At 38.0% G+C, this 26832-nt stretch carries 23 protein-coding genes and 2 pseudogenes; 16 read left to right on the top strand and 9 right to left on the bottom strand.

Going from position 1 to position 26832, the window contains the following annotated elements:
* Window positions 1-192 precede the first annotated feature (192 nt).
* Window positions 193-1410 (top strand): beta-ketoacyl-ACP synthase I, encoded by a 1218-nt coding sequence (fabB, locus tag GM698_RS02350; RefSeq protein ID WP_209289597.1) that lies wholly within the window; start codon window positions 193-195, stop codon window positions 1408-1410.
* Window positions 1411-1745: 335 nt separating this feature from the next.
* A complete protein-coding gene (locus GM698_RS02345) occupies window positions 1746-3014 on the top strand; it encodes an NRAMP family divalent metal transporter (RefSeq protein ID WP_209289596.1) in 1269 nt (422 codons plus the stop codon).
* A 73-nt stretch (window positions 3015-3087) separates the two neighbouring features.
* On the opposite strand, the gene glyA is transcribed toward GM698_RS02345, so the two are convergent.
* Complete coding sequence (glyA, locus tag GM698_RS02340) at window positions 3088-4350, bottom strand: serine hydroxymethyltransferase (protein WP_176807998.1); 1263 nt, start codon at window positions 4348-4350, stop codon at window positions 3088-3090.
* Between the two features lie 324 nt (window positions 4351-4674).
* Between glyA and GM698_RS10765 the strand changes: the two are divergent.
* The 3 genes and pseudogenes from GM698_RS10765 to GM698_RS10755 all read left to right on the top strand — a co-directional run.
* A pseudogene (locus tag GM698_RS10765) lies at window positions 4675-5022 on the top strand (left-handed beta-roll domain-containing protein); the annotation flags it as partial.
* A gap of 303 nt (window positions 5023-5325) precedes the next feature.
* Window positions 5326-5424: pseudogene (locus tag GM698_RS10760) on the top strand (hypothetical protein); the annotation flags it as partial.
* Between the two features lie 387 nt (window positions 5425-5811).
* The gene (locus GM698_RS10755) at window positions 5812-6309 is read left to right on the top strand and encodes a YadA-like family protein (RefSeq protein ID WP_371739918.1); all 498 of its coding nucleotides are present in this window, start codon (window positions 5812-5814) and stop codon (window positions 6307-6309) included.
* Between the two features lie 149 nt (window positions 6310-6458).
* Here the strand turns inward: GM698_RS10755 and GM698_RS02315 are convergent, their stop codons facing one another.
* From GM698_RS02315 to GM698_RS02300, 4 genes are all read right to left on the bottom strand, one after another.
* On the bottom strand, window positions 6459-7490 hold the full coding sequence (locus GM698_RS02315) for a methionine synthase (protein WP_176812305.1): 1032 nt from the start codon (window positions 7488-7490) through the stop codon (window positions 6459-6461).
* 68 nt (window positions 7491-7558) lie between these two features.
* Entirely contained in the window at window positions 7559-8536 is a 978-nt protein-coding gene (locus tag GM698_RS02310) for a DUF1852 domain-containing protein (protein ID WP_176809693.1), read from the bottom strand.
* Window positions 8537-8731: 195 nt separating this feature from the next.
* Window positions 8732-9616, bottom strand: coding sequence for an NAD(+) kinase (locus GM698_RS02305; protein ID WP_159629230.1), 885 nt, complete (start codon window positions 9614-9616; stop codon window positions 8732-8734).
* A 20-nt stretch (window positions 9617-9636) separates the two neighbouring features.
* Window positions 9637-10665, bottom strand: coding sequence for a TrmH family RNA methyltransferase (locus GM698_RS02300; RefSeq protein ID WP_371739906.1), 1029 nt, complete (start codon window positions 10663-10665; stop codon window positions 9637-9639).
* Window positions 10666-10844: 179 nt separating this feature from the next.
* On the opposite strand from GM698_RS02300, the gene suhB reads away from it, so the two are divergent.
* The 5 genes from suhB to GM698_RS02275 all read left to right on the top strand — a co-directional run bounded on the left by suhB (window position 10845) and on the right by GM698_RS02275 (window position 17589).
* Window positions 10845-11657, top strand: coding sequence for an inositol-1-monophosphatase (gene suhB / locus GM698_RS02295; RefSeq protein WP_159629232.1), 813 nt, complete (start codon window positions 10845-10847; stop codon window positions 11655-11657).
* 52 nt (window positions 11658-11709) lie between these two features.
* Window positions 11710-13575, top strand: coding sequence for a 1-deoxy-D-xylulose-5-phosphate synthase (dxs, locus tag GM698_RS02290; RefSeq protein ID WP_209289771.1), 1866 nt, complete (start codon window positions 11710-11712; stop codon window positions 13573-13575).
* 291 nt (window positions 13576-13866) lie between these two features.
* Window positions 13867-14775 (top strand): DMT family transporter, encoded by a 909-nt coding sequence (locus tag GM698_RS02285; protein WP_159629233.1) that lies wholly within the window; start codon window positions 13867-13869, stop codon window positions 14773-14775.
* Window positions 14776-15148: 373 nt separating this feature from the next.
* On the top strand, window positions 15149-16735 hold the full coding sequence (locus tag GM698_RS02280; protein WP_176808003.1) for a carbon starvation protein A: 1587 nt from the start codon (window positions 15149-15151) through the stop codon (window positions 16733-16735).
* A 65-nt stretch (window positions 16736-16800) separates the two neighbouring features.
* The gene (locus GM698_RS02275; RefSeq protein ID WP_176812308.1) at window positions 16801-17589 is read left to right on the top strand and encodes a TatD family hydrolase; all 789 of its coding nucleotides are present in this window, start codon (window positions 16801-16803) and stop codon (window positions 17587-17589) included.
* 2 nt (window positions 17590-17591) lie between these two features.
* Here the strand turns inward: GM698_RS02275 and GM698_RS02270 are convergent, their stop codons facing one another.
* Window positions 17592-18362 carry a BPL-N domain-containing protein gene (locus GM698_RS02270; RefSeq protein WP_238336873.1) on the bottom strand — a complete coding sequence of 257 codons (771 nt, stop codon included), beginning with the start codon at window positions 18360-18362 and terminating at the stop codon, window positions 17592-17594.
* Between the two features lie 61 nt (window positions 18363-18423).
* Between GM698_RS02270 and GM698_RS02265 the strand changes: the two genes are divergently transcribed.
* The 3 genes from GM698_RS02265 (at window position 18424) to thrS (ending at window position 22645) form a co-directional block, all read left to right on the top strand.
* The gene (locus tag GM698_RS02265; protein WP_176808005.1) at window positions 18424-18990 is read left to right on the top strand and encodes a biotin transporter BioY; all 567 of its coding nucleotides are present in this window, start codon (window positions 18424-18426) and stop codon (window positions 18988-18990) included.
* Between the two features lie 228 nt (window positions 18991-19218).
* The gene (locus GM698_RS02260) at window positions 19219-20547 is read left to right on the top strand and encodes an MFS transporter (protein WP_209289595.1); all 1329 of its coding nucleotides are present in this window, start codon (window positions 19219-19221) and stop codon (window positions 20545-20547) included.
* Window positions 20548-20713: 166 nt separating this feature from the next.
* The gene (thrS, locus tag GM698_RS02255) at window positions 20714-22645 is read left to right on the top strand and encodes a threonine--tRNA ligase (protein WP_209289594.1); all 1932 of its coding nucleotides are present in this window, start codon (window positions 20714-20716) and stop codon (window positions 22643-22645) included.
* A gap of 65 nt (window positions 22646-22710) precedes the next feature.
* Here thrS and GM698_RS02250 read toward each other — a convergent pair whose 3' ends face one another.
* Genes GM698_RS02250 through exbB form a run of 3 tightly spaced genes read right to left on the bottom strand, consistent with a single transcriptional unit; the run spans window position 22711 to window position 24439 of the window.
* On the bottom strand, window positions 22711-23523 hold the full coding sequence (locus GM698_RS02250) for a TonB family protein (protein WP_209289593.1): 813 nt from the start codon (window positions 23521-23523) through the stop codon (window positions 22711-22713).
* Between the two features lie 13 nt (window positions 23524-23536).
* A complete protein-coding gene (gene exbD / locus GM698_RS02245) occupies window positions 23537-23962 on the bottom strand; it encodes a TonB system transport protein ExbD (protein ID WP_176808009.1) in 426 nt (141 codons plus the stop codon).
* Between the two features lie 30 nt (window positions 23963-23992).
* The gene (exbB, locus tag GM698_RS02240; protein ID WP_176808010.1) at window positions 23993-24439 is read right to left on the bottom strand and encodes a TonB-system energizer ExbB; all 447 of its coding nucleotides are present in this window, start codon (window positions 24437-24439) and stop codon (window positions 23993-23995) included.
* A gap of 155 nt (window positions 24440-24594) precedes the next feature.
* On the opposite strand from exbB, the gene glpE reads away from it, so the two are divergent.
* From glpE to trxB, 3 genes are all read left to right on the top strand, one after another.
* Window positions 24595-24924, top strand: coding sequence for a thiosulfate sulfurtransferase GlpE (gene glpE / locus GM698_RS02235; protein WP_176808011.1), 330 nt, complete (start codon window positions 24595-24597; stop codon window positions 24922-24924).
* A gap of 38 nt (window positions 24925-24962) precedes the next feature.
* Window positions 24963-25808 (top strand): co-chaperone YbbN, encoded by an 846-nt coding sequence (locus GM698_RS02230; protein WP_176808012.1) that lies wholly within the window; start codon window positions 24963-24965, stop codon window positions 25806-25808.
* Between the two features lie 67 nt (window positions 25809-25875).
* Window positions 25876-26829 (top strand): thioredoxin-disulfide reductase, encoded by a 954-nt coding sequence (gene trxB / locus GM698_RS02225; RefSeq protein WP_176808013.1) that lies wholly within the window; start codon window positions 25876-25878, stop codon window positions 26827-26829.
* The last annotated feature ends 3 nt before the right edge of the window (window positions 26830-26832 follow it).

The raw sequence follows: 26832 nt of genomic DNA, 5'->3' as shown, positions 1-26832 counted from the left end.
TAGCATTCTAGCTTAAAAGTAACTATTGTGTAAGGCAATAGCCTAAAAAAGTAGAAATACAATCTTGTATTAAAAGAGTTCAGACCAGTCAGGATTTTTTGTAAAATAATCAAGTTTTAGTAGCTTATTTGAGCGAACAAGTGTAAGCTCAACCAACTATTTTTTTCAGAACAAAATGATGAAGGAAACAAAATGAAAAGAGTTGTTATTACAGGTTTAGGCGTTATTTCAAGTATTGGTAACAATAAAGATGAAGTGTTAGCCTCATTAAAAGAAGGTAAATCAGGCATAGAATTTGTTCCTGATTTTGCTGAAGTAGGGATGCGTAGCCAAGTTGCGGGTACAATTAAATTAAACCCTGCAGAGTTAATTGACCGCAAAGTTTATCGCTTTATGGGCGATGCAGCAGCTTATGCCTACATTTGTATGAGAGAAGCTATTGAAGATTCTGGCCTAACCGAAGAGCATATTTCTAATGAGCGTACTGGTTTGGTTATGGGGTCTGGTATTGGTTCAGCTCGTGGTCAAGTAGCAGCAACAGATGCAGTGCGTGGTCCTCGAGGTGTGAAAGGGGTTGGTCCTTATGCGGTAACTAAAACAATGGCATCAAGTGTGTCAGCTTGTTTAGCAACACCATTTAAAATTAAAGGTGTGAACTATAGTATTAGTTCAGCTTGTGCAACGTCAGCTCATGCAATCGGTAATGCAATGGAGTTAATCCAATTAGGTAAGCAAGATGTGATTTTTGCTGGTGGAGCAGAAGAACTTTGCTGGGAAGGAGCAACTCAATTTGATGCAATGGGAGCAGTTTCTTCTAAATATAATGATACTCCAACTAAAGCTAGTCGTGCTTATGATGCAAACCGCGATGGCTTTGTGATCTCTGGCGGTGGTGCAGTTTTAGTGATTGAAGAGTTAGAGCATGCTCTTGCTCGTGGTGCGAAAATATATGCTGAAATCGTTGGTTATGGTGCAACATCTGATGGTTACGATATGGTTGCACCAAGCGGTGAGGGTGCAGAACGTTGTATGAAACAAGCAATGGCAACGGTAAAGAGTGATATCGAATACATCAATGTGCACGGCACATCAACCCCAGTAGGCGATGTGAAGGAGTTAGGTGCGATCCGTAATGTGTTTGGTGATAAAAAACCTGCAATTTCTTCAACTAAATCAATGACTGGACATTCACTTGGTGCAGCAGGTGCACATGAAGCTATTTATTCACTATTGATGTTAGATAACAACTTTATCGCTCCAAGTATTAATATTGAGACTCTTGATGAACAAGCAGAGGGCATGAATATAGTCACAGAGCGTCAAGACAAAGCCTTGACTACCGTAATGTCTAACAGCTTTGGTTTTGGTGGTACGAATGCTTGCTTAGTTTTCCAACGCTATTCAAAATAATCTTATGTAATGTAAAAAGTGCGGAAACGCACTTTTTTATTGTCTACAAGCGGTCGAATTTGGCTGAAAATTTGCAAATTTAACCGCAGGCTCTCCTAATTCTTGAATGTTCATAAAAAATAAAAAATTTATTTTTATCTGAAAATTGCTATTTTTATAGTGTTAAATACTAATTTTTTATTTGTATATTTGTTATATATGAAAATTTCAATCTGCTAAGTAGAATAAAAAAATTAGCATTTTTTTGACATTGAATTAAGTGATCTATTTTTCTATCTATTTTATGAGTAGAATGGTGACGAATTTAAGATCTTATACATAATCTTGGGGAATATATGACAGAACAAGTAGAACGTTCAACGTGGCAGAGTAAATTTGCCGCAATGGGTCCTGGTATTTTAATGGCGTCAGCTGCTGTGGGGGGCTCTCATATTATTGCCTCTACTCAGGCGGGAGCAATTTATGGCTGGCAATTAGCCATTATCATTGTTTTAGCAAACTTATTTAAGTATCCGTTTTTTCGTTTTGGCGTGCAATACACGCTATCAAGTAGTAAAAGTTTATTAGAAGGTTATAAAGATAAAGGCAATATTTATCTCGTCATTTTCTTTATTTTGAATGTCATTGCAGCAATGATTAATACGGCTGCAGTGGGAATCGTTTGTGCAGCAATCTTGAAATTTCTTTTTTCGGCTTTAGGACTACCTTTTGATTTAAGTATTCCAATAGCAGGCACAATTGTGATTGTAGTAACTTGGGGCATGTTACTTTTAGGTAAATATCGCTTCTTAGACTCCCTCTCTAAGTGGATTATGATTGCTTTAACCATTTCTACCGTTACTGCTGTCATTATTGCAGCATTAAAAGGGGGGATTACAGTTGCTCCTGATTTTATTGAGGCATCACCTTGGAACTTAGCCTCACTTGGTTTTATTGTGGCGTTAATGGGCTGGATGCCAGCACCAATTGAGATTTCAGCGATTAACTCTATGTGGGTTATTGCCAAAAAACGCTTCAGCAAAATTAGCTATCAAGATGGTATTTTTGACTTTAATGTAGGTTATATCGGCACAGCAATTCTAGCGATTGTATTTTTGGCACTTGGTGCTTTAGTTCAATATGGCTCAGCTGAACAAGTTGAGCAAGCTGGCGTAAAATATATTGCTCAACTAATCAAAATGTATGCTTTTGCAATTGGTGATTGGTCTAAATTATTAATTGCATTTATTGCCTTTATGTGTATGTTCGGTACAACGATTACGGTTGTTGATGGTTACTCTCGTGCGAATGCAGAAGGATTGCGTATTTTAACTGGGCGTAAAGAGTACTCTCAAGTGGAGCTGGCAATTTGGCTAACAGTAACATCAGCAATTGGTATTTTGATTATTAGTGTATTTATGAGTGATGTAGCGAAAATGTTAAAGTTTGCAATGATTTCATCATTTGTTTCAACGCCAATTTTCGCTTGGTTGAACTTTTCATTAGTGTTAAAAGGTGAGCATCGTGTAACTGGAGGATTGTTCTGGCTTGCGGTAGTTGGTTTGATTTATTTGACTGCGTTTGCTTTATTATTCTTAGCACAGCAGTTTGGCATTATTGGTTAGTCATAAATAAAGAAATAAAAAGGCGAATTTAATTCGCCTTTTTATTTGCTCTTTTTAAATTATTAATGTTGTTTTATGCATAAACAGGTAGACGTTTACAGATATCTAGTACTTTTGCTTTTGTTTCTGCAATTACTTGTTCGTGGTTATCTTTACCAATGCTTTCTAACACATCACACATCCAGCTTGCTAGTGCTACTACATCTTGTTCTTTAAAGCCACGACGAGTAACAGATGGTGAACCTACACGAATACCTGAGGTAATAAATGGTTTTTGTGGATCATTTGGCACAGAGTTTTTATTAACTGTAATATTAGCTGCACCTAAAGCTGCATCAGCAGCTTTACCTGTTAAGCCCTGTTTTACGAAGCTAACAAGAAATAAATGATTTTCTGTCCCGTTTGAAACCACATCAAAACCACGTTGTTTAAACACTTCTACCATCGCTTTCGCATTTTTTACAACTTGTTGTTGGTAAGCTTTAAATTCAGGTTCCAAAGCTTCTTTAAAGCAAACAGCTTTTGCCGCAATAACGTGCATTAATGGACCGCCTTGACCTGCGGGGAATACCGCAGATTGCAATTTTTTATACATTTCTTCATCGCCAGATGCCGATAAAATTAAACCACCACGAGGACCAGCTAATGTTTTATGCGTTGTAGTGGTAACAACGTGTGCATATGGAAGCGGGTTTGGATAAACACCAGCCGCAATTAAGCCTGCAACATGTGCCATATCCACAAATAAGTAAGCCCCTACTTCATCAGCAATCTCACGCATTTTTGCCCAATCAATCAATTGGGAATACGCAGAGAAACCTGCCACAATCATTTTAGGTTTAACTTCTTGTGCTTGTTTACGCAAAGCATCGTAATCGATGAAACCTTCAGCAGTAATGCCATATTGCTCTGCTTTATAGACTTTACCAGAGAAACTAACGGAAGCTCCGTGGGTTAAATGACCACCATGAGCTAAACTCATACCTAAAATGGTATCGCCTGGATTTAATAATGCCATATATACAGCAGCATTTGCTTGTGAGCCAGAATGTGGCTGTACGTTAGCATAATCTGCACCAAATAATTCTTTTGCACGGTCAATTGCTAACTGTTCAATAATATCTACATATTCACAACCGCCATAATAACGTTTATTAGGATAACCTTCTGCATATTTATTGGTTAATTGTGAGCCTTGAGCTTGCATTACACGTGGGCTTGCGTAGTTTTCTGACGCAATTAACTCAATATGCTCTTCTTGACGGCGATCTTCATTTTGAATAGCCTGCCATAAAACAGCATCATAATCTGCGATATTCATATCACGTTTTAACATTGTTGGACTCCTTTAAAGCTTAAGTAAACGTTTGCGTAAGTTAAATTGCTATTATTTTACGCATTTTTAAGGCTAATGGATAGTATTTATTTCCGCAGTCAGGTGAATTATAAAGCTAATGGAGTTAGTAGCATATTTACCAATTTTTTGAAAAAATGACCGCTTGTTAGAGTGATACTATTAAGTCATCTCTTTTTTTAAAAGTAGAATTTAACTATTTTTTATTTATATTATTCCATCGCTAATTTATACTAGTATAATAAGAATTAATGAATAATTGGAATATTAAATTTCAATAAAAACTTTGACTTGTCTGGAGTAATTGTGAACCATAATCAATCAATCAATCAATCAATCAATCAATCAATCAATCAATCAATCAATCAATCAATCAATCAATCAGTCAATCAATATAAACCAATTTCTCTCAAACTATTAACTGTTTTGGTTAGTGGTATTATTTTGTCTTTGTCATCAGCTTCTTATGCTAATGAGTATGTGAATGTAGATTCTTTTTCTAAATATAATAAAAATAAAGAGAGTAGTGGGGCTCTTGCTGTTCGAAGTATTGCTATTGGAGGAAATGCCTATGTCGATAATATTTATGGAGCAGGTTCAATAGCTATTGGTGAAAATGCCTGGGCTAGTGCGGAAAACTCTGTTGCGTTAGGACAAAACGCTATTTCTGAAAATGCTGTTAGTACATCTGAAATAGAGATTAACGGAAAGGTTTATAAATTTGCTGGTGGCGTAGCTTCTGGTACTGTAAGTATTGGTGGCAAATCAACGGTAAGTTATCCTGATGCTACTGGGACTGTAAGCTCTACTATTTATAACGTTGATGCTGTCCCTGTTCCTTTTGTTGTTGATGATAGCTCCGTAGATGTGCCTACCTATAGGCCAGAGATTCTTTCTTTTGATGGTGAACTACCACCAGTTGTTCATGTGTTGCCGAACGATGATGCTAATAAAGAAACTCGCACTATTACTAACGTTGCTGCTGGTCGAATTTCTGCCACCAGTACCGATGCTGTAAATGGAAGCCAGCTCTATGCTGTAATTGATAGTCTCTCTTCGATTACAGCCTCATCTGGAAGGCGGGGAGAAAAAGGCGAGCAAGGTTTACAAGGTTTGAAAGGTGATAAGGGAGAGCGAGGAGAGCAAGGTTTACAAGGTTTGAAAGGTGATAAGGGAGAGCGAGGAGAGCAAGGTTTACAAGGTTTGAAAGGTGATAAGGGAGAGCGAGGAGAGCAAGGTTTACAGGGTTTGAAAGGTGATAAGGGGGAGCGAGGAGAGCAAGGTTTACAGGGTTTGAAAGGTGATAAGGGGGAGCGAGGAGAGCAAGGTTTACAGGGTTTGAAAGGTGATAAGGGGGAGCGAGGAGAGCAAGGTTTACAAGGTTTGAAAGGTGATAAAGGTGATCCTGCTTTAGTAGATGTAAAAGCAGGAAAGAATATTAGTGTGAAAGAAGAAAATCACCCAAATGGATATCGTTCTTTTACCATTTCAACGGCTGATAATGTTTCATTCAACAGTGTAAAAGTGAATGATTTAGAGATTAATCAGGCTGGCATTAATGCAGGTAGCCAAAGGATTGCTCAAGTTGTTGATGGTATTAATGATACCGATGTAGTGAATGTTCGTCAGCTCAAGCGGGTTAAAAATTATGTTGAAGAAACTGCTCAAGAAATTCGCAATGTTAAAGGTCAATTAAACCAAATGAATCAAGAGTTAAGAGCAGGTATTGCGGGTGCATCGGCACTAGGGATGTTACAAGTCTCAAGTGGTGCTGGGAAAAGTGCGTTATCAGCTTCATTAGCCAACTATAAAGGGCAATCAGCAGTTGCAGTAGGTTATGCTCGCTCTTCTGATAATAACCAAGTTCATATTAAATTAGGTGCCGGTATTAATACTGCGAGTGATGTGACCTTGGGTGGTAGTGTAGGCTTGCATTGGTAATTGCTATTAGTATTTTAGACTAAGTAAAAATTAAGGAGTATCCTCCATTTGTTGAGAATGCTCCTTTAATTTTATTTACTAAAGTCAGCCTAGAAATTGCAACTTTATAAGAAAATATGACCGCTTGTAAGATAGTAAGTTTTGCTTTTCTAGCCCACCAATTCTGCTCTAATTATCGCTGCACCTTGACTAAGTGCATTGAGCTTGCCACGAGCGACTTCACGAGAAAGTGGTGCCATACCGCAGTTAGTACAAGGGTATAGTTTATCTGCATCAACAAATTGCAATGCTTTACGCAATGTGTCTGCCACTTGCTCTGGCGTTTCGATAACATTGGTGGCGACATCAATTGCACCTAACATCACTTTTTTACCACGTACTAACTCAATTAAATCCATTGGCACACGTGAGTTTTGACATTCAAGTGAGATAATATCGATTTTTGATTGTTGCAGTTTTGGAAAGCTCTCCTCGTATTGACGCCACTCTGAACCAAGCGTTTGTTTCCAATCAGTGTTCGCTTTAATACCGTAACCATAGCAGATATGTACAGCAGTTTCGCATTTTAAGCCCTCAATAGCTCGTTCCAGTGTGCGAACGCCCCAATCGTTTAATTCTTCAAAAAATACGTTAAATGCAGGCTCGTCAAATTGAATAATATCTACCCCTGCTGCTTCTAGCTCTTTAGCTTCTTCATTGAGAATTTTGGCAAATTCCCAAGCTAATTTTTCACGGCTTTTATAATGTGCATCATATAAGGTGTCAATCATTGTCATTGGTCCTGGTAGTGCCCATTTAATTGGCTTATTGGTATGTGCACGCAGGAATTTTGCATCTTCAACAAATACTGATTTAGGGCGAGAAACTGCACCAACTACAGTGGGTACACTGGCATCGTAACGGTTGCGAATACGGACGGTTTCACGTTTGTTAAAATCTACGCCGTCTAAATGTTCAATGAAGGTGGTTACAAAATGCTGACGAGTTTGTTCGCCATCACTTACAATATCAATACCTGCTGCCGTTTGCTCAGCAAGTGAAACTAAAAGTGCATCTCTTTTTGCTTGTCGTAATTCACTGCCGCTGAATTTCCATTCAGACCAGAGTTTTTCAGGCTCAGCAAGCCAAGCTGGTTTTGGTAAGCTGCCTGCAGTAGAAGTGGGTAATAAAATTTTGCTCATATGTTCTTCCTATATAAAAATGCGTATGGGCGGGTCCTGTACCCGCCCACATACGATGGCTAATCGTACTATTTTTCGTTCATCCAAGCATCTAAAATTGTTTTATATGGTTTGATGAAATGCTCTTCGGTATATTTACCTTGCTTAATTGCTAATTGAGTACGCTCTTCACGATCATACTCTACTTTTGTGACTGAGTAATCATTATAAGTTAAGCTTGCTTTGTAAACTTGTCCTGCAACTGAGTTTGCATTATATACTTCTGGACGATAAATTTTTTGAAATGCTTCCATTGTTGCTATTGTGCTTATCAATTCCAGATTAGTGTAATCATTTAACAGATCGGCATTACTATCAAAATAGAAAGCATACGGAGCAACTGATTTTGGTGGCATAAAGTAGCGCACCGATAAGCCCATTTTAGCAAAGTAGTCATCAGTTAATGAATAGTCATTTTGCACATATTCTACGCCTAAAATTGGATGAATATTCGTGGTTTTGTGGTAAGTGCGAGTGGTTGCCACGCTTAAACAGATTACTGGTGGTTTCTGGAATTTGGCTTTGTACTCTGGTGAATTAAGCAAATGCTTATACAATTTGCCATGTAATTCACCATAGCCTTCTGGCACGCTGAAACTTGGTTTATCTTTATTGTAATCGTTGAGTAAAACGCTGAAATCGTAATCACGTACATGGGAAGAGAAGTTATTACCCACGATGCCATCAATTTTCTTTCCTGTTTTATGATCGATCACATAAGTTTTTAACCATTCAATAGCAGGGAAAAATTGCCCCTTGCCTTCAACATCAATATCCATTGATACAATATCTAATTTTACTGAATAGCGATCAGCATTTGGGTTGTCCCAGTTCGCCAAATCATTAAAACGATTGTTGATCATTGCAATAGCATTTTGCAAATTTTGTTTGCGGTTTTTACCACGTGCAAGGTTAGCAAAGTTGGTTGTTAAACGAGTGCTGTGAGCTGGCTCATAGTTTTCATCGAATTCGATTGTGTGAACTTGGCATTTAAAATCTGTAGTCATCTTACATTTTCCTTGTGTTATTATTGTTTTGAGATGAGCTTATTGAACCATAAATTTTTCTTGAAGAAAAATGATATGTTTTTGAGAAGATTATGAATAAAATTCATATTGATTTGCAAATTTTCCCGCAAAAAGAACCGCTTGTACCAATTTGTATCAATAAACCCACAACGTAATAGAATATTATTTGGGGCTTCAAAACAATTTGCTCGCCCAGCCTAATTTAGAGCTTAACACAGTAAAGTAATTATAATCTTTCAAATGTAATAATTGTAACTTGTCTGCACTTTTTCTTACCAATACCCGATCTTCGGGGGTAAAACTCATCTTTACTTGCCCATCACAAATCACTTCTAAATCAGGGGTATTATATTTAGCAAAACGGAGTGAAATTTGGCTGTCACCATCTATCACTAAAGGACGAGCCGACAGCGTATGGGGGTGCATTGGGACAAGTGCGATTGCGTTCATATTTGGGGTAAGAATTGGGCCTCCTGCAGAAAGCGAGTAAGCGGTTGAGCCAGTTGGTGTTGCAACAATTAACCCATCTGCTCGTTGTGAAAAAGCAAATTTACCATCAATATAAACTTCAAATTCAATAATGCGAGCAACTTGTGTTGGGTGAACGACAATTTCATTTAATGCATTATTTAACGAAATAATCTTACCATTACGCTCAATATAAGCCTCTAACAAGAAGCGTTCTTCAATCACATATTCATTTTTAACCAAGCAACTATAAAGTTGCTCAAAAGCCGTTTGAGGGGCAATATCGGTTAAAAAACCTAAATTGCCACGATTAATGCCAATGAGCGGCACTTGATATTTCGCCAAAGCACGTGCAATACCAAGCATATTGCCATCTCCCCCAATCACAATCACTAATTCGGCACGTTGCCCGATTTCATCTAAAGTGTAGCTCTCTTCGAGAGCTATCTGTTTTGCTACATTCTTTTCAACCAAGATCTTATACTCACGATCTTTTAGCCAATTATAAACGGCCAAATGGGTTTCAAAAGCACTATCGTGGCGAGGAGTACCAACAATGGCAATTACTTCAAATGGTTTTTGTTGGTTCATTTTCTATTCCTATTATCAGCTTAGAGAATATGGGTTTGATACCATTGGTTAAGCAAAATACCAGTATTGACAGCGACATTCAAGCCGCTATTTAACGGATTACTAAAGGAAAGCTGAATAGTGGTATCGTCTGCATAAGCAATTTCACTCGCTGTTGTTTCGCTTAATACAAATACCACTTTCTCTGCCAATTTCGTTTTAGTTAAAGAGGGAGCTTGCTTATGACGAGTTAAATGCACAATTTGATAACCTGCTTGGCGAAGTTGCACCAAAGCAATCTGCTTGTTTTTAGTTTCTAACGCTCGCACAAACTCTAAACCGCCCTCTGCTACACGAGCGGTAGCACTTGAATTCAGGCTATCTACATTTTCTGTGATGATTCCTTTCACACCATAAAACGTACAGGTACGAATAATTCCCCCAACATTTTGTGCATTATTTACACCATCTAACAATACCAAACAATCTTGTTTTTTCGGTACTTGTAAATACCCCTCTAACACGAATGAGGGCGATTTTTTCACTAACAAACACATATCGCCGTGGTGTTCTGTGCTGGTGACTCGCTCCATTTCTTCACGATCGATAACGTGGTAGGCTTTTTTGTTTTCCGCCAAATAGCTCATCATTTCGCCAAGCTTTTTCGCCCCTTCCACCGTTGCCCATAAACGCACAATCGCGTCAGGACGCTGCTGGAACAAGGTAAGGCAAGCATTTTCGCCATAAACTTTCATCTCTTCTAAGCGGTTTTTCTTAATTTTTTCTGGAGCACGTGGAGAAAGTGGACCTGTTTTTTTCTCTTTGCTTGAATTATTGCCACCTTTTACCCAAATTTTTACACTGCCTTCGCCATAGGGTTTTCTGCCTTCGGTTGGATAGGTCTGCTCAGGGCGTTCACGTTGAAAGTGAGCTTTGCGGTTATCATTTCGTTCGTTCTTATGTTCAAAGCCTCGCGCTTTTCCTTTTTCTGAAAAGCGAGGGGTGCGTTCATTTGTTCTCTTCTCCTCTCTAGTTTTAAAGCGAGGTGCATTATTTTCTTTAAATTTCATTTTTATGCCTAAACAGTGGTTAAAATTGAGCTTATTATAGCGAATCCGAATTGCAAGCGGTTAGAAAATGCGAGTTTTTTGCAAATTTTTTCTCAGAAACGACCGCTTGTTATTTCTTTATGAAGCTACTTTCTTTATAATCCTGAGTTCTTAATTGTTCTTTAAAATCTGGTGGAAATATGAACCCAATGTTAAATATTGCTATTCGTGCTGCACGAAAAGCAGGCAATATTATTGCCAAAGGCTATGAGCAATCGCCTCAAGATACGCAAGTGTCACAAAAAAATACAAATGATTATGTCACAGAAATTGATAAAGTCGCAGAAGCTGCAATTATTGATGTGATCCGCAAATCTTACCCTGATCACTCAATCGTAACAGAAGAGTCTGGCGTGCTAAACGGTAGCAATGAAAACGTGCAATGGGTAATTGATCCATTAGATGGTACAACCAACTTCGTAAAACGCTTACCGCATTTCTCGGTTTCTATTGCCATTCGTGAAAATGGCCGTACAACCGTAGGGGTGGTTTACGATCCTATCCGTAATGAACTTTTCACTGCCGTGCGTGGCGAAGGGGCAAAATTAAACGAGTTCCGTTTACGTATTGATGCAGAACGCCGTGATTTAAAAGGTGCGGTATTAGCCACAGGCTTTCCTTTTAAAGTGTTAAGACACCGTGCGGCTCATTTAAATATGCTTGAAGCGTTAATGAACAATGGTGTTGCTGATTTTCGCCGTACTGGCTCGGCTGCACTAGATATAGCGTATGTTGCTGCAGGCAGAGTAGATGGTTTTTTTGAAATTGGTTTAAAACCTTGGGATTGTGCTGCAGGTGAGCTAATTGCACGTGAGTCTGGTGCAATTGTGACTAACTTTGTTGGCGGAACGGATTATTTAAAATCAGGCAACTTAGTGGTTGGTAATGGCCGTGTGGTAAAAGAAATTTTAAACAGTATTCAGCCAACTTTAACTGAAGAGCTAAAAGCTTAATTTATAACAATATCATTGAGTTATTGTAAATAGCATTGTGGGAATAAATATGATGGAAAAGAAGTATCCTCTGTTAAATGAAATCAACTCCCCTGAAGACTTACGTTTGCTCCCGACAGACAAACTGCAAGAGGTGGTTGATGAACTGCGTGCCTATTTGCTGGAGTCTGTGAGCCGAACAAGCGGTCATTTAGCCTCTGGTTTAGGCGTGGTCGAGCTTACAGTTGCTTTACATTATGTTTATCAGACCCCGTTTGACCAACTAATTTGGGACGTGGGTCATCAGGCTTATCCTCACAAAATCTTAACGGGTCGCCGTGAGCAAATGCATACTATTCGCCAAAAAAATGGTATTCACCCTTTCCCTTGGCGAGAAGAAAGTCCGTATGATGTGCTAAGTGTGGGGCATTCTTCTACTTCCATTAGTGCTGGCTTGGGTATCGCAGTTGTGGCTGAAAAGGAAAATGCAGGACGAAAAACGGTTTGTGTAATTGGTGATGGTGCTATTACTGCTGGTATGGCATTTGAAGCGTTAAATCACGCAGGTTCATTGCATACTGATATGTTAGTTATCTTAAATGATAATGAAATGTCAATTTCAGAGAATGTTGGGGCATTAAATAATCATCTTGCTCGCATTTTCTCTAGCTCACTTTATACCTCTGTACGTGATGGCAGTAAAAAAATTCTTGATAAAGTACCCACTATCAAAAATTTTATGAAAAAAAGTGAAGAGCATATGAAAGGTGTTATCTTCTCACCAGAAAGCACGTTATTTGAAGAATTGGGCTTTAACTATATTGGGCCTATTGATGGTCATAATATTGAAGAATTAGTGAAAACGCTAAGCAATATGCGTGAGTTGAAAGGGCCACAATTTTTGCATATTCGTACGAAAAAAGGTAAAGGTTATAGTCCTGCGGAAAATGATCCAATTGGCTACCACGGTGTGCCAAAGTTCGATCCAACTATTGATGAACTACCAAAATTGAAAGCATTACCAACATATTCTAATATTTTTGGTAATTGGTTATGCGAAATGGCAGAACGTGATGAAAAGGTGATCGGCATTACTCCAGCAATGCGTGAAGGCTCTGGTATGGTGGAGTTTTCTAGACGTTTTCCAGAACAATATTTTGATGTAGCAATTGCTGAACAACACGCCGTTACCTTTGCGGCAGGTTTGGCGATTGCAGGCTATAAGCCCGTTGTCGCAATTTATTCCAGTTTTTTGCAACGGGCTTACGATCAACTTATTCATGATGTGGCAATTCAAAACTTGCCAGTGATTTTTGCCATCGACCGAGCCGGTATTGTGGGGGCAGATGGGCAAACCCACCAGGGGGCGTTCGATTTGAGCTTTATGCGTTGTATTCCGAATATGACGATTATGGCACCGAGCGATGAAAATGAAATGCGTCAAATGCTTTATACTGCCTACACAATGAATACACCAACCGCTATTCGCTATCCTCGTGGTAATGCAAAAGGGGTAGAATTGCACTCAATGCAAAAATTGGAAGTGGGTAAAGGCAGAGTAATCTATGAAGGAGAAAAAGTCGCCATTCTAAACTTTGGATCATTATTAGACGAAGCAAAAATCGTGGCAGAAAAACACAACTATACCCTTGTAGATATGCGTTTTGTTAAGCCACTTGATGAAGAGTTACTCCAAAAAATGGCAGACTCATATGAGCTTCTCGTTACGCTTGAAGAAAATGCCATTCAGGGTGGGGCAGGCAGTTCTGTGAATGAATATTTGCAAAATATTGGCAAAATTCGACCGCTTGTCATGCTTGGTATTCCTGATTTCTTCGTACCACAATCGACGCAAGCAGAGGCTTATGCCGATCTCGGTTTATATGCAAAAGGTATTGAAACGAAGATCCTACAATTTATGTCTTCATCAAAACTGTAAAGTAGAATTTCTCTTTCTTGTAATCTTTATCTATATTTATTGCCTCTGCTGCTTATGAATAGTAGAGGCGATAATTTTCTTGCTTTTCGCTTCTTTATTCTGATTTACTTGGAAAAGTAAAAATTTTGTGATCATCATCTCTCTTTCGAAAAATTAAAATTGATTTGATTTATACTTTTAATTTGAAAGTAATCGTAGCTGAGTGAGATTTCTTATATAGAAGTTCAACTCAATCTCCTGATGTATGAGGCAAATTAATTCCAAATAACCTTTAATCTCTAGGGATAGAATATGAATGCAAGAATTATATTGGCTATAACATATATATTATTGATGGGATTAGGTTTTCCTATAATGAGATATATGAGTATACATTTTGAAACAATTAATAATAATGCAGTTAGATTTTTATCTGGTGGATTAGTGTTCGTTTTCATATGTATATTAAGATTTAGGAATGAGATAAGAAAAATCATAATAAATCCCAAAATAATATCTTGGCTAATTATTCTTGGTTTTTTTATGACTTTAAATATGTTCTTTTTTATTAATGGAATAAAATATACTTCAGCATTAGCTGGAAGTATTTTTGGAATAATTGCTATGCCTCTTGCCGTAAGTATGGCTGCAATTTTCTACAAGGATGAGCGTGAAAAAGTAAAAAGTTGGTGGTTTGTATTAGGTGCGATACTTTCAATTTTAGGTTCATTGATCTTTGTTTTTAATAATGGAAGCTCTTTGGATGGAAATGATTTTATCAAAGGTAGTCTATTTCTGAGCATAGCTATACTTATACAATCTGTCCAAAATCTTATTGTAAAAAAAGTATCAAAAAACCTGCACGCAATTATGATAAGTGCTTCTACTGCCACTTTGTCAGGGCTTATTTACCTTATAATATCTATTGAAACTAACACTATACTGGAACTTAATAGTGTTCCCTCTAGCCTTCTGATTGGCTTAAGCCTTGCTGGAATATATGGTATGTTAACAGGAATGTTAATGGCTTTTTATATTGTCCAAAAAGAAGGGGTTGTGACATTTAATATAATACAATTACTGATACCATTATCTACCGCATTTATAGGATATATCACATTAGGAGAAACAATAACCCTATTACAAGTATTTGGAGCAATCATCGTAATAATTGGATGTACTATATCATTAAAAAAATCTACTTTAAATAGAAGAGAATAGTTGTATCAAGTTGGAATATAGGCAGATAGTTTACCATATTTGTTATTCTATGTGTTAATTATATACAAAGATGGGACGACTTTAATAATCAAATCAAATTTCTCTTAGAAAACAATGTGATGAGAAAGACTATTTATAACCTTTCAAACCAGAGGAAAAGATTTTCTTTTACACGGTAAGTGGTTCAAAGTGTCGTATTAATGTCAAAGTATGCAGGGAATTTTTGACATAGTTCACATTTCTGACAAAATATTTCACACAAATCTCACAATTTATTTTACTTTAATCATACTCCTACTTAAAATGGCACGACTTTTTAGTATTTATACTAAAAATCTTTCTTCATTCATTTATAGGTTATAGGATTTCTATTATGTTATGGTTCTTTTTCTGTGTAGCCGTACTTGTACTTGGCTATTTTACTTACGGAAAAATCATTGAAAAAATCTTCGTGATTAATCCAAGTAAGGTAACACCTGCTAACTCAATGAGAGATGGTGTGGACTATATGCCAATGTCTAAAACGAAAATTTGGCTCATTCAATTATTAAATATTGCAGGTACAGGCCCGATTTTTGGTCCGATTTTAGGTGCGTTATACGGACCAGTCGCAATGCTTTGGATTGTGCTTGGCTGTATTTTTGCAGGTGCCGTGCACGATTATTTCTGTGGTATGTTAAGTATCCGCAATGGTGGTGCAACTATGCCAAATCTTGCTGGTCAATTCTTAGGCCGTCCAGTAAAATTCTTCATTAACGTGATGGCATTAGTTTTACTTTTATTAGTAGGGGTAGTATTTGTTGCAAGCCCAGCCCAATTATTATCAACGATTACAATGGATATTGCGGGTGCAACTCAAGGTGCAATGGAATTAGGCAATGTTGAGGCTATGCAAGAAGCTGTTGCGTCAGGTGGTGTAACAGTTTGGGGAATGGATAAAGCAGCGGTAATCTCTGTTTGGACCATCATTATTTTTGCTTACTACATCTTAGCAACATTATTACCTGTGGATAAAATTATTGGTCGTATCTACCCAATCTTTGGCGCGTTATTACTCTTTATGTCTGTTGGGATGGTGTATGGTTTAGTCAGTGCCCATTTAAGTGTAGCAGATCCAATTGACTTCTTCCGTACTGTAAATGCTGATGGTCAAGGCTTAACGTGGGAAAAATTCACGCAAAATTTCCAAGTAAAAGGTGATGTACCAATTTGGCCTTTATTATTCTTAACGATTTCTTGTGGTGCGTTATCAGGTTTTCACGCAACACAAACTCCATTAATGGCACGTTGTGCACAAAATGAAAAAGAAGGTCGCTTTATTTTCTATGGTGCAATGATTACTGAAGGTGTAATTGCATTAGTATGGTGTGCAGTAGGTCTTTCATTCTATGAAAATCCGCAAGCATTACAAGATGCAATTTCTGCAGGTTCTCCTTCTAAAGTGGTATATGACAGTTCATTACACTTCTTAGGCTTTATCGGTGGTATCTTCGCAGTATTAGGTGTGGTTGTATTACCAATTACTTCAGGCGATACCGCATTCCGTGCAGCACGTTTACAATTAGCAGAAATCTTTAACTTAGAGCAACGTACGTTTGCAAAACGTTTATACATTGCTATTCCATTATTTGTGCTTGGCTTTATTGTATCAAAATTGGATTTTAGCGTGTTATGGCGTTACTTCACTTGGGCAAACCAAATGACAGCAATGGTAATGTTATGGACAGCCGCAGGTTACTTATATCGTTATAACAAATTCCACTGGGTATGTTCGATTCCTGCGTGGTTTATCACAGCCGTCTGTGCAACTTACCTAGCCTATAACAAAATCGGCTTCGGTTTAGATTACCAATTATCGGTGTACATTGGCTTAGTGATTACGGTGGTGTGTATCATCTGCTTCTTCACGTTACTTAAACCATATAATGTAAGTGATAAAGATGAGTTAGCAACCAGTTAAACTTGATTAAAAATGCAAAAGTGGGGACAATAAGTCCCCACTTTTTTGGTTATACGACTTTGATTATGCGATTTTTTGATACTCACACTCACTTGGATTATCTTGCAGAAAGCCTTAATTTAAGTATTTCTACGTTGGTAGAAAATGCTCAAAAATATCAAGTGGAAAAAATATTAGTAGTTTCTGTGTTTGCAAAAAATTTTGAAAAAGTAACCGCTTGTGCTAATGAAAAGCCAGAAAATATTGTTTATGGTTTAGGTTTGCATCCGCTCTATATTCAAGAACATTGCCTTTCAGATTTAGATTTATTGGAAAATGCGTTGAGTCTAAAAGAGCCGCAATGTACTGCGATTGGCGAAATTGGCTTAGAAAAAGCCGTGGCAGAAGTTTCTTCCCCTGAATTATGGAAAAAACAGTGCTCATTTTTAGAGGCACAGCTCTCATTTGCTCAAAAATTCAAGTTACCTGTGAACCTCCATTCACGAAAAAGCCACGACCAATTATTTGTATTTTTGAAAAAAGCTCAGCTCTCAAAAAATGGAGTGGTTCACGGTTTTGCTGGTAGCTATGAGCAGGCAAAACGCTTTGTGGATCTTGGCTATAAAATAGGAGTTGGGGGAACAATAACTTATCAACGAGCAAACAAAACACGTGAAGCAATCCGAAAATTACCGTTAAACAGCTTGCTGCTTGAAACCGATTCTCCTGATATGCCTGTCTTTGGTTTTCAAGGTCAGCCTAATCGACCTGAGCGACTTATCGAAATTTTTTCTAGCTTATGCCAATTAAGACACGAGTCGCCAACTGTTATTGCAGAAACCATTTGGCAAAATAGCGAAGGTTTATTTTCTTAATCTTAATTGAGCTTGTTGTGTAGATATTGCCAAATTTGCTCTCCGTAATTGGTATTAAAATAAGCATAAATTGCTTCTTCTTGTGCTTTTATTTCAAGATTTTCACAACAATTTACCATTTTTTGCTGATAAATGACCGCTTGTAACTCAAAATGCACCCCCGATAATAAGTAATAGCCTTTTCCTAGTTGGCCCTCTATTATTGCTAATGAACCATCAGGATAGTAAGCTAATGGGCGGTAAGCGGCTGTTGGGTTTGGTTTGAAGCAGCAACCACCATGATAATAAAAAGGGGTTTTTCCACCTTCTGCAAGTGTTATTTCAACCATCGACTTGCTTTGAATTCCTTCATCATACAGCTGCCCGTGGGTAAATTGGGGTAGACTGCCTTTTGCCATACCGTCAAATAAAGCAAGCTCTCGGCTGCCTTTTACGCTATAGTTAAGCCCTTTGAAATCTAATTCAGCACAGCCATAATAGGCTCCAGCACAGATGCCGAGATAAGCTCCACCTTGCTCAATAAAATGGCGAATATAGCGATTGCCTTCTCCGTTTAATTTTTGGCAGTAAGGTAAATCGGCGCCGCCGGGCATAATCAATAAACAGCTATTGGCTAATTTGCCTTGAATAATTTGCTCAGCGTTGATAAGACGAGTTGGGCGTTGTAAATGCTGTTCTACCGCTAATAGCAATGATTGAACACCCATTTCGCTAACGCCATCATCAGAATAAATATAAACTGGTTTTACCATTTCAAATTTACATTTGCTCAAAATATATCTTCCTATATAATCCCTTGCGAACATTCCATCATATTTCATTTAAGGAGACATTATGTTCGCCACTCAATTAACTCAAACCAAACGTTGGCTAGAAGCTAATAGTACAACGGCATTTTGGTTGAAAACCTTTATTGGTGCAACCTTGCTTGCCATTTTTGCTCAAATTTCTGTGCCGATGTACCCTGTGCCAATTACCGGTCAAACACTTGCGTTAACGGTTGTTGGTTTTGCTATGGGGCGTAAAGCCGCAACCGCAGCGGTTCTACTTTATCTCTTTGAAGGTGCTATTGGCTTACCTGTTTTTGCAGGCGGTGCATCAGGTTTCCATCACTTCTTTGGCCCAACTGGCGGTTATTTATTAGGCTATATCCCAACTGCATATTTTTTAGGTTATTATAGTGATAAAGGTGTATTAAACTCGTTCTGGAAAAGCTTATTTGTGGCGTTAATTGCTAGTGTAATTACCTTTGCTTTTGGCTTAGCTCAGCTTTCTTTCTTTGTACCAGAAGGTACGGTGTTACAAGCTGGCTTATATCCATTTATTTTAGGCGGTGTGATTAAGGCTTTGCTGGCAAGTGTTTTAGTCAGCCCAAGCTATAAATTTTTCTCTAAACTCTAATCGTTATAAAGGCTTTGCTTGTGGCAAAGCCTTTTCTGATAAATTTTGATTGTCCTATTTTTGATATTCACATTTCTTCATTATTTTTCAAAAATCTGAATTTAAGCATCTTAGCAAAATAGCAAAAAGTTATTTTCTCTTTCTATATTATCACTTTTTTGCTTAAAATCTGCTAACTCAGTACAATAATGGGCTGCACAATAGCAAATTGCTTTTAAGGAGAATTCATTGAATAGCACTAAATTTTACTCCCTTTATTCAGGTATCTTTTTTCTATTTTTCGGTTATGGTTTATTTCTAAACTCAGCGGGGATCAAACTTGCCGAAATGGGGGTGACGGATATTGTTATCGGTTTACTCAATGCTGCTTTCTTTATTGGGGCAGCTTTAAGTACGATTTTTGCTCACCGTATTGTGTCAAGTGTTGGGCATATACGCTCATTTAGCGTGTTTTGTGCTATTTTTGCTATTGCTGCATTAAGCCATATGATGGTAGATAATTTATGGAGCTGGGGTGTATTACGCATCATTTTAGGATTTTGTCATTATAGTTTATTGTTATTGGTTGAAAGCTGGCTGAGCGAAAAAACCAATCTGGATACCAGAGGTAGAGTGCTTGCTACCTATAATATCATCTTCTATTTTGCCTTTATTTTAGGGGTAAGTTTATTAAGTTTGGAACTTAGCAGCCAAAATATTTTTACCTTATCGACCATTTTAGTTGTGATCTCGATGATTCCAATCGCACTGACTAAAATGGTTCAGCCCGATATTCCAGCTCGTGAACGCATCAGCATTCCTAAATTGTTTGCCATTTCGCCGTTAGCCCTAGCTACGAGTTTTATTAGCGGAATGTTGGTAAATGGTTTTTTTACGATGGTGTCAGTATTTTTGCTGAAATTTAGCTTTTCGTTAAGTGAAATTTCACTCTATTTAATGATATCAATGATCGGTGGTTTTATCAGCCAGATTCCAATGGCAATGTTATCAAACCGTATTGGCAGACGTAATATCATTTTATCTTGTGCAATAATTGCAACTATAACCTCACTCGCAGGGCTATTTGCAATTTTTCAAGAAAATATGACCGCTTGGGTACAATACATCATCGCCTTTTTATTTGGCTGTAGTTTATTTAGTTTATATGCGTTAAGTATTGCTCGTGCCAACGATGAGTTACCCAATAATATGAACACAGTTGAGGTAAGCAGAGGCTTGTTATTTTGTTATGGTATGGGAGCATTAGCCGCACCACCACTTATCGGTTTTGCAATGGCACTTTCTGCTGAATATGGTTTTTATTCACTCTTTGGACTGTGTTCGTTGATGTTATTAATCTGTGCTTTCTTAACTAAATCCATTCCAAAAGCGGAACGTGCAGAGATGCAATATGCCACCCCAATTGCAACAGCAAGCCCGTTGGAAGAGATTGAAACAGTTGAAGAAGAGCTTATTCCATTTGATGAAGAAGTGGTGCAGGAATACCAAGCTCAGTTGGAGACACTTGAAGAAGAGCAAGAAACAGAGCAAGAAAAATCTGAAAATAGCAAAATTTAATTTTGATTTGTTTTATGCTAGAATGCCAGTGCTTTTATTCCCCACTTGTAAGGGAAATAATAAGCACTGCAAAAGTTCACAAAAATCAAACCGCTTGCAAGCGGTTTTTTCATTATCAAACTCAACAAGTAATCTCTCGTATGGGTTACCACTGTAAGGATTTATTATGCCAATTATTACTCTACCAGATGGTTCACAACGTTCATTTGAGAACTCGGTTTCCGTAATGGAAGTTGCTCAATCTATAGGTGCAGGTCTTGCGAAAGCAACGATTGCAGGGCGTGTAAACGGTGAGCGTCGTGATGCGTGCGATATTATCAGTGAAGACAGCACTCTTGAAATCATCACAGCAAAAGATGAAGATGGTTTAGAGATCATTCGTCATTCAACTGCTCACTTATTAGGCCACGCTATCAAACAATTATTTCCCGATGTCAAAATGGCTATTGGCCCGACTATCGAGAACGGTTTCTACTATGATGTTGATCTAGACCGTTCTTTAACCCAAGAAGATATTACTGCGCTTGAAAAACGTATGTTAGATCTGGCGAAAACTAACTATGATGTTGTTAAACGTCCAGTAAGTTGGCAAGAAGCTCGTGATACATTTGAAAGCCGTGGCGAGCCATATAAAATGGCTATTTTAGATGAAAATATCGATCACACAGAGACGCCAGCGTTATATCATCACGAAGAATATGTTGATATGTGTCGTGGTCCTCACGTGCCAAATATGCGTTTCTGCCAACATTTCAAACTACAAAAAGTAGCAGGGGCTTACTGGCGTGGCGATAGTAAAAACAAAATGCTTCAACGTATTTACGGCACAGCTTGGGCGGATAAAAAACAGTTGAGCGAATACTTAACGCGTTTAGAAGAGGCGGCAAAACGTGACCATCGTCGTATCGGTAAGGCATTAGATTTGTACCATATGCAAGAAGAAGCACCTGGTATGGTGTTTTGGCATAATGATGGTTGGACAATTTTCCGTGAATTAGAAACTTTCGTACGCACCAAATTAAAAGAGTACGATTACCAAGAAGTAAAGGGTCCATTTATGATGGATAGAGTACTTTGGGAAAAAACAGGCCACTGGCAAAACTATGCAGATTTAATGTTCACTACTCAATCTGAAAACCGTGAGTATGCGATTAAGCCGATGAATTGCCCAGGTCACGTTCAAATTTTTAATCAAGGTTTGAAATCTTACCGTGATTTACCGATTCGTATGGCGGAATTCGGTTCTTGTCATCGTAACGAGCCTTCAGGCTCTTTACACGGTTTAATGCGTGTGCGTGGATTTACGCAAGATGATGCCCACATTTTCTGTACGGAAGATCAAATTGAATCTGAAGTAACTTTGTGCATTAAAATGGTGTATGACATTTACAGTACCTTTGGCTTTACTAACATTGCTGTGAAACTTTCAACTCGTCCAGAAAATCGTATTGGTGATGATGCAATGTGGGATAGGGCGGAAGAAGGGTTAGCGAATGCACTTCGCAACAACGGTTTAGAATACCAAATTCAAGAAGGTGAGGGGGCGTTCTACGGTCCGAAAATTGAGTTTGCATTACGCGATTGTTTAGGTCGTGAGTGGCAATGTGGTACGGTACAGCTAGACTTTGCCTTACCTGGTCGTTTAGAGGCTTCTTATGTGGCGGAAGATAATGCTCGTCGTACACCAGTAATGATCCATCGTGCAATTCTTGGCTCAATTGAGCGTTTTATTGGTATCATCACCGAAGAGTACGCGGGTTTCTTCCCAACGTGGCTTGCTCCAACTCAAGCGGTAGTGATGAATATTACCGATAGCCAAGCAGATTATGTACAACAAGTGGTAAAACAACTTTCGGATGCAGGTATTCGTGTAAAAGCAGACCTTCGTAATGAGAAAGTTGGCTTTAAAGTGCGTGAACACACTCTACGTCGTGTACCTTATATGTTGGTTTGTGGAGATAAAGAGATCGCAGAGGGAAAAGTTTCTGTGCGTACTCGTACAGGAACTGATTTAGGCGTTTATGCGGTAGCTGAATTAGTTGAAATTCTAAAGAACCAAGTCAAATTGCGTGAGCTTAAATTATTAGGCGAAAGCTAGTCTTTTAAACGTGAATAAAAATGCCCTCAAAATTATTTGAGGGCATTTGTTTTAGAGGGTAATTATTATTGAATTTCAAACTTAATGGGTACAGTAATGTTTGATGGGAAGCCAGCTGGTGGTGCGGATACACTTAAACCTTCTGCACTTTTAACGGCCGCTGCATCTAAATTACTATTGCCTGATGAATTAACAACAGAGACATTTGAAACTGAACCAGAGGGCGAAATATTAAATTTGATCGTGACTGTTCCTGTTCTACGCATCATCTTTTCGCGTTGCGGGTAAGAGTTGTTTGCTCTACGCTGTAATGCTCGCTGTAATAAGACTTTATAAGCAGAAATCTCACTCGCATTTCCTCCATTTGCTCTATTATTTGCAGTGGTGGAAGTTGAGTTGAGAGAGCCATTTTTTTGCCCACCAACAGCACCGTTAACCTCTTTTTCACCTTGAACTTCACTAGGAATTGCTTTAGCTACAATACCTTTTTGTGCCTCGGGAGCTCGTTCTAATGCTTTAATTGGTTTAGGTTTCTTTTTAGGTGCTTCTTTACGTTTTTCTTGTTTTTTGGGCTTTTCTTTCTTTGGTTCTTCTTTAGGTTTTAAGGTTGGATCTGGAATAGCTTCGGGCTCTGGCTCAGGAGCGATTTTTTCTTCCTCAGCCTCTTTCACCTCTTCCTTTACCTCTTCGAGCGTTTCTGGTGCAGTGGCTACCTGTGGTTGTTCTAAAAGAGCTGCGACCATTTCCATAGATAACACATTTTGTTCTGCCATTTTTTCTTGTTGATGTTCTTTCAACCAAAAAAAGCCGCCACCAAGCAATATGGCGTGAAGAGCTAAAGAAACGATAAGACCAATATGGGAATGTTTTTTTCTCATTCTTGTGTCCTATTTAAGGTATCTTTTCTGGTTCTGCTTGAGCAGGTGTAGTTTTGGGAGAACTCTCTTTTTGGGTGACAATTGCCACATTTTTAATTTCATGCGTAGATAATAAATCAGTTAATTCAACAAATTTCTCAAATGCTACTGCACCATCTACTTTTAATGAAACTTTTTGGGTTTTATCCCAAGTGGAAACCTCTGTAGTGAGTTGCTCTTTAGTGATAGGTTGATCATTAAAGAAAAATTGATTATCTGCTGTAATAGTTAAGAGTTTTGCTAAATCATCCGCTTTCATTGGCTTAGTAGAGGTTGCTTTAGGCACATTTACTTGAATTTTACCTTGAGAGATAAAAGAAGCGGTGACTAAAACAATTGCCAGTAGCACCAACATAATGTCAATAAAAGGGATAATATTGATTTCATCAAATTTCTTCATTGGTTACGCCTTATTCGTTATAAAAATAAACTAAGCTTTTTTAGCTTGTTGTGCTAACCATTTCAATTTTTTTTCTTCTACTTTACGACCAAAACCGTTGTAGAAAACCATTGCAATAATTGCGACTAAAATACCTACAGCCGTTGCTTTTAAAGCCAAAGAAAGATTTACCATAATTGAGGCTGCATCAATATCGCCACCAGATTGCCCTAAATGGTAGAATGTTAAAAGAATACCAATTACTGTTCCTAATAAACCAATATAAGGGGCATTTGAGCCTATAGTTGAAATAGTGGTGAGATTATGGGTTAAATCAATTTCTAACTCTTCTAATGTAGTGTATTGAGTGATATCAACTTTGGAATAAAACATAATACGTTCAATTGCTTTCCACACACAAATAATACTGAGTAAGCCCAATAATCCTAAGATAACAAGATCGGTATAGTTTTCTAAAAATTGAAATAATTGATTCATTTTGTAAGCCTCAAAAGGTAATTTTAATACGCTGTGCATTTGAAAATAGTTCTTAATTATATATAGAAAACATTGAATTTTCAACTTGAAATAATAGCCATTCCTTTTGGGATTTTATGATATAGTCACCATTTTAGTGAGATTGAGGATAACTTATGCCAGAAGTTACGTTTAAAGAAATTACCCCGCAACAAGCGTGGGAATTAATGGAAACCGAAGGAGCTGTGCTTGCTGATGTTCGTGATGCACGTCGTTATGTTTACAGCCACCCAAAAGATGCGTTTCATTTAACAAACCAAAGTTACGGCAAGTTTTTAGATGAAGTTGATTACGATGAGCCTGTTTTAGTCATTTGCTATCACGGTGTGAGTAGCCAGAGTACCGCTCAATTTTTGATTGAACAGGGCTTTGAAAATGTTTATAGCGTAAAAGGTGGTTTTGAAGCGTGGGAACGAAACGGACTGCCTATTGAAACTTCTTATTAATAGATAAAGCGTCATTTTTTAGCTCAAGAAGGTTTTGTATGGATTATTTTGTCAATGTAAATGAACAGAATTTTAGTGAAGTTTGGAGTATGGCTGGGCAAATGCCGACCGTATTTCTTTTTATTTCGCCTCGTGAGATTGCCTCACTGGAAATGGCGGCTACACTTCGACGTATTGCTGATGAAAATCCTCAGCAATTTTTGTTAGCAACCATCAACAGTGATGAACAACAGGCGTTAGCAGCACAGTTTCGTATTCAACAAATTCCAACGCTTTATTTATTCTCGGATGGTCAGCCGATTGATGCGATTCAAGGCGTAATAAGCGAGCAAGAATTGCGTATTCGTCTTGCTAATATTTTGCCGAAACAGGAAGATCTTAAATTTAATCAAGCTTTGGAGCTACTGCAAGATGAGCGTTATAAAGAAGCGTTACCTCTTTTGAAATCTGCTTGGGAAATGACAGATAAGAAAAACAGTGATTTTGGCTTGCTTTATGCTGAAACCTATATTGCAATGAAAAGCATTGAACCTGCACGTGACATTCTAAACGCAATTCCAATTCAAGATAGAGATAGCCGTTGGTATGGTTTACAAGCTCAGATTGAGTTGTTAGAGCAAGCAAATGATTCACCCGAATTACAACAACTTCAAGCAGATTATACTCAACACAAAACCCCTGAAATTGCGATAAAATTAGCGAACCAATTACATCAATCTCATAAAAATGAAGAAGCACTCACGCTCTTATTGGATTGGTTAAAATCAGACTTAAATGTGGCGAATGGCGAGGTAAAAACGCAATTTTTAGCGATATTATCTGCACTTGGTACAGATCCTATTGTACCGAAATTTAGAAGACAGCTTTATTCACTTTTATATTAATTTGCAAAATTTTGGCAAAAAATAACCGCTTGTTGTAAAGCTAAAGCGGTAAAAATAAGGATTTATTATGACAACTAAATATGCAAAATTATTAATTTTAGGCTCAGGCCCAGCAGGCTATACGGCGGCAGTTTATGCGGCTCGTGCTAATTTAAAACCAGTATTAGTAACAGGTATGCAACAAGGTGGGCAATTAACCACAACGGATGAAATTGAGAACTGGCCAGGTGAATTTGAACAAATTACGGGCACAGAATTAATGAATAAAATGCTTAAACACGCAGAAAAATTTGATACTGAAATTGTGTTCGATCATATCCATAGCGTTGATCTCTCTAAACGCCCATTCACGTTAAAAGGGGATCTAAATACCTTTACTTGTGATGCGTTGATTATTGCGACAGGAGCCTCTGCAAAATATTTAGGCTTGCCATCTGAAGAGCAATTTAAAGGTAGAGGCGTGTCTGCTTGTGCTACTTGTGATGGTTTCTTCTATCGCAACAAGCCCGTTGCGGTAGTCGGTGGAGGCAATACCGCGGTGGAAGAGGCACTTTATTTAGCGAATTTAGCCAGTGAAGTGCATTTAGTGCATCGTCGTGATAGTTTCCGTGCGGAGAAAATTTTACTTGGCCGCCTACAAAAACGTATCGAAGAAGGCAAAATCATTTTACACACTGACCGCACGGTAGAAGAAGTGCTAGGCGATAATATGGGCGTAACAGGCTTACGTTTAAAATCGACTAAAGCAGAACTTATGGAAGAAATTAGGGTAGATGGTTTCTTTGTGGCGATTGGGCACGCACCAAATACTGCGATGTTTGATGGTCAATTAGAGCTTGAAAATGGTTATATCAAAGTAAAATCAGGCTTAGAAGGCAATGCCACAGCAACTTCTGTTGAAGGCGTATTTGCAGCGGGTGATGTGATGGATCACAACTACCGTCAAGCAATTACATCAGCTGGCACAGGGTGTATGGCAGCCCTTGATGCAGAACGTTTCTTAGACACTCAAGAAGCATAAGGC

This window comes from Mannheimia sp. ZY171111, assembly GCF_017750945.1.
GTDB lineage: Bacteria > Pseudomonadota > Gammaproteobacteria > Enterobacterales > Pasteurellaceae > Mannheimia > Mannheimia pernigra.
Note: the sequence above shows the minus strand (reverse complement) of the source record. Positions and strands in the feature narration are given on the sequence as shown.

What these genes read in the sequence shown, in the direction of transcription:
- fabB (WP_209289597.1), top strand. Translation starts at nt 193, where the DNA reads ATGAAAAGAGTTGTTATTACAGGTTTAGGCGTTATTTCAAGTATTGGT.
- GM698_RS02345 (WP_209289596.1), top strand. Translation starts at nt 1,746, where the DNA reads ATGACAGAACAAGTAGAACGTTCAACGTGGCAGAGTAAATTTGCCGCA.
- glyA (WP_176807998.1), bottom strand. Translation starts at nt 4,350, where the DNA reads ATGTTAAAACGTGATATGAATATCGCAGATTATGATGCTGTTTTATGG.
- GM698_RS02315 (WP_176812305.1), bottom strand. Translation starts at nt 7,490, where the DNA reads ATGAGCAAAATTTTATTACCCACTTCTACTGCAGGCAGCTTACCAAAA.
- GM698_RS02310 (WP_176809693.1), bottom strand. Translation starts at nt 8,536, where the DNA reads ATGACTACAGATTTTAAATGCCAAGTTCACACAATCGAATTCGATGAA.
- GM698_RS02305 (WP_159629230.1), bottom strand. Translation starts at nt 9,616, where the DNA reads ATGAACCAACAAAAACCATTTGAAGTAATTGCCATTGTTGGTACTCCT.
- GM698_RS02300 (WP_371739906.1), bottom strand. Translation starts at nt 10,665, where the DNA reads ATGAAATTTAAAGAAAATAATGCACCTCGCTTTAAAACTAGAGAGGAG.
- suhB (WP_159629232.1), top strand. Translation starts at nt 10,845, where the DNA reads ATGAACCCAATGTTAAATATTGCTATTCGTGCTGCACGAAAAGCAGGC.
- dxs (WP_209289771.1), top strand. Translation starts at nt 11,710, where the DNA reads ATGGAAAAGAAGTATCCTCTGTTAAATGAAATCAACTCCCCTGAAGAC.
- GM698_RS02285 (WP_159629233.1), top strand. Translation starts at nt 13,867, where the DNA reads ATGAATGCAAGAATTATATTGGCTATAACATATATATTATTGATGGGA.
- GM698_RS02280 (WP_176808003.1), top strand. Translation starts at nt 15,149, where the DNA reads ATGTTATGGTTCTTTTTCTGTGTAGCCGTACTTGTACTTGGCTATTTT.
- GM698_RS02275 (WP_176812308.1), top strand. Translation starts at nt 16,801, where the DNA reads ATGCGATTTTTTGATACTCACACTCACTTGGATTATCTTGCAGAAAGC.
- GM698_RS02265 (WP_176808005.1), top strand. Translation starts at nt 18,424, where the DNA reads ATGTTCGCCACTCAATTAACTCAAACCAAACGTTGGCTAGAAGCTAAT.
- thrS (WP_209289594.1), top strand. Translation starts at nt 20,714, where the DNA reads ATGCCAATTATTACTCTACCAGATGGTTCACAACGTTCATTTGAGAAC.
- GM698_RS02250 (WP_209289593.1), bottom strand. Translation starts at nt 23,523, where the DNA reads ATGAGAAAAAAACATTCCCATATTGGTCTTATCGTTTCTTTAGCTCTT.
- exbD (WP_176808009.1), bottom strand. Translation starts at nt 23,962, where the DNA reads ATGAAGAAATTTGATGAAATCAATATTATCCCTTTTATTGACATTATG.
- exbB (WP_176808010.1), bottom strand. Translation starts at nt 24,439, where the DNA reads ATGAATCAATTATTTCAATTTTTAGAAAACTATACCGATCTTGTTATC.
- glpE (WP_176808011.1), top strand. Translation starts at nt 24,595, where the DNA reads ATGCCAGAAGTTACGTTTAAAGAAATTACCCCGCAACAAGCGTGGGAA.
- GM698_RS02230 (WP_176808012.1), top strand. Translation starts at nt 24,963, where the DNA reads ATGGATTATTTTGTCAATGTAAATGAACAGAATTTTAGTGAAGTTTGG.
- trxB (WP_176808013.1), top strand. Translation starts at nt 25,876, where the DNA reads ATGACAACTAAATATGCAAAATTATTAATTTTAGGCTCAGGCCCAGCA.